Raw genomic sequence first — 2,791 nt, 5'->3', positions numbered from 1 at the left:
CTGCGCGGCCGGGGTGATCTGCAATTCGGTTTCATAACAGGCGCGCGGGTTGACCAGACAAGTGCTGATCTTGCCGCCGAACGTGTGGTCCAGACAGGCCTGATTGCAGGCGATGCAGGGCGCGATTTCCGCCGTGCGGCCCCCGGCCGCCTTGGCGACGAAATCGGCATCCGCCAGACACGGCCGCGCCATCGACACCATGTCGGCACAGCCCTCGGCCAGAACCGCCTCGGCCACGTCGGGGGCGTTGATCCGGTTCGAGGTAATCACCGGGATGCCAACCTTGCCCATCAGCTTTTTCGTGACCCAGGCAAAGGCGCGGCGCGGCACCGAGGTGGCGATGGTCGGCACGCGTGCCTCATGCCAGCCGATGCCGGTGTTCAGGATCGTCGCACCTGCGGCCTCGATCGCCTGCGCCAGTTGCACCACCTCATCATGGGTCGAGCCATTGGGCACCAGATCAATCATCGACAGCCGGTAGATGATGATGAAATCGTCGCCCACCGCCGCGCGCACCCGGCGCACCACCTCGATCGGCAGGCGAATCCGGTTTTCGTAACTGCCGCCCCAGCGATCGGTGCGCTTGTTGGTATGGGTGACGATGAACTGGTTCAGGAAATAGCCCTCGGACCCCATCACCTCGACCCCGTCATAGCCAGCTTCGCGGGCACGGGTCGCGGCGGTGACGAAATCAGTGATCTGCTTCTCGATCCCGGCCTCGTCCAGTTCGATCGGCGGATAGGGCGAGATCGGCGATTTCACCGGGCTGGGCGCGACGCAATCCGGGCCATAGGCATAGCGCCCGGCGTGCAGGATCTGCATCGCGATCTTGCCGCCCGCGTCGTGAACCCGGTCAGTGACGATGCGGTGATTGGCGATGTCCTGCGGGGTATAAAGGCCCGCCGCGCCGGGAAAGACCCCGCCTTCGGGATTGGGGGCCATGCCGCCGGTCACCATCAGGGCAACCCCGCCGCGCGCCCGCGCCGCATAAAATTCGGCCACGCGGTTCCAATCCTTGGTTTCCTCAAGCCCGGTATGCATCGACCCCATCAGCACGCGGTTTTTCAGCGTGGTGAATCCCAGATCCAGCGGTGCCAGAAGATGCGGATAATCGGTCATGCGGGCCTCCCATAAGTTGGGGGTATCTGAGCCTGCAACGACCAGTTTGTCACGCCCGAACGCGGCGTAAAAGGCTTACGAAGTTTCCAGACAATGCCGGCGGAAGGCACGTTTGAGCACGTCCAGCTCGGCCCGCAGCAATTCGACCTCGGCGCGGATGTCATCTTCAAGCGGCTCGCCGGTGACGATGGTGAAATGCCCCAGCGTCGCATCAGCAGCCACATCGCGGATCAGAAAGGTCTGAACCCCGTCGCTGATCACCCCGACCGGCAGCGCGATCGACAGGTTGAACCGCCCCTGCGCCTGCGGATCGGCGGTCACGGTCAGACCGTCCAGCGGCTGTTCCAGATGCAGGATCTGAATTTCCGGCGCTTCGGCATCCGGCGGCATGATCTCAAGCACGCCCTGCCAGACCCCGGCGCGAATCTGGGTTTTGGTCAAAACCATTGCGGTGACTTTGGCTTGTTTCATAGCTCGGCCCTCGGACGGCGGCTTAAGGTGATGTCGCGCAAAATGATCTGGTTCATCTCGGGGCCTTCAAAGATCAGATCGACCCACATCGCCTCGACCCGCTTTTCGTTCAGCTTGGTATAGGCCAGATCGAATTCGACGAATACCTCTTGCTCATGCAGCGGCAATTCGCGGACGATCTGTTCGGTGTTCGGGCCATGGCGCACGTTCAGCCGGGCGAAAATCTCAAGCGGTTTTTCCATCTCGACGATGGCGTCCAGCCGCACGACATGGCGACGGCTCAGGCCGGTCACACCGTCTTGCGGCAGGTTCAGCACCAGCGACAGGAACGAGCCATCGAACCGGAACACATCCATCCGCAGGCCGAACGGCGCCAGATCGGTTTCGCGGGTATTGCGAATCTGGCGCAGCGTCAGTTCGCTAACCGCGCAATCGTGGAACAGCGTCACCTCGTCGCCCAGCGCCGTTTTCGATTCCACTGCGGCAAGCCCCGGCACGTTCAGCGGTCCGCGCCAAATTTGCGGGCGATAGACCCAATCCGATCCCATCGGCCGCCGGATCGCATTCGCCCCGATCAGCGGCAGGGTCAGGCGGCTGTCGGCAACGTGAATCACCCGGTCGATCTGACGGCGCAGCGCCCGCGCCCGTCCGCGTTGCAGCTTGAGTTGCGAGATCGGCAGGGCGGCGGCATTGTCGGCAACACGGGTCCAGCGTCGCAGCACCCGTTTTTGCAACAGCCGGTCCATCATAACCTCGATCCGGTTGGCCATTCCGCCCTCGTATCCTTGCGCATTCGCTCCGGCAGCTTAGGCCGGGACACTTAACGATTCCAGAACATTGAGGCGGATTTCCGATCTGAACCGCAACAAATCGGCCGAGGCCTATTCGCTGGCGGCCTTGGTCGTCACGATCCGGGCGATCAGCGCCTCAAGCGTCGCACCGCCGGCATCGTCGGAAATCGGCTGATCCTGCAAGGCGGTGACTGTGGCCGAGACCACGTAATCGCCAAGATCGAAAATCGCCCGCCACTGGCCACGGGGCATTTCGGCGCTGTTGTCGCGCGCCTGCACGATGAACACGCCATTGGTCATGCTGGTGCGAATGACCCGAACCTGCGCCGGATCGCCATTTTGCGACAGGTTCGCGCGGCCCTGATCGGATTTGAAATAGGCTTTCAGCCGGGCATATTGCGACTTGATCG

General features: G+C 62.7%; 4 protein-coding genes. All 4 read right to left on the bottom strand.

Annotation, left to right across the window (positions count from 1 at the left end; translation table 11 throughout):
- Nucleotides 1–1,119, bottom strand: a 1,119-nt coding sequence (locus ABYW26_RS12910; RefSeq protein WP_372605316.1) for a 2,4-dienoyl-CoA reductase FMN-binding domain-containing protein, incomplete at its 3' end; no start/stop codon positions are given.
- A 75-nt stretch (nucleotides 1,120–1,194) separates the two neighbouring features.
- Nucleotides 1,195–1,590: a hypothetical protein gene (locus ABYW26_RS12905; protein ID WP_372605315.1), complete on the bottom strand. Its 396-nt coding sequence runs from the start codon at nucleotides 1,588–1,590 to the stop codon at nucleotides 1,195–1,197.
- Nucleotides 1,587–2,360 carry a DUF6478 family protein gene (locus tag ABYW26_RS12900; RefSeq protein WP_372605314.1) on the bottom strand — a complete coding sequence of 258 codons (774 nt, stop codon included), beginning with the start codon at nucleotides 2,358–2,360 and terminating at the stop codon, nucleotides 1,587–1,589. The genes ABYW26_RS12905 and ABYW26_RS12900 overlap by 4 nt, the downstream gene beginning before the upstream one ends.
- A gap of 111 nt (nucleotides 2,361–2,471) precedes the next feature.
- Nucleotides 2,472–2,791 (bottom strand): hypothetical protein (locus ABYW26_RS12895; protein WP_372605313.1); only part of this gene is annotated, 320 nt, incomplete at its 5' end.

This window comes from Actibacterium sp. (genome assembly GCF_041584535.1).
GTDB lineage: Bacteria > Pseudomonadota > Alphaproteobacteria > Rhodobacterales > Rhodobacteraceae > Actibacterium_D.
Note: the sequence above shows the minus strand (reverse complement) of the source record. Positions and strands in the feature narration are given on the sequence as shown.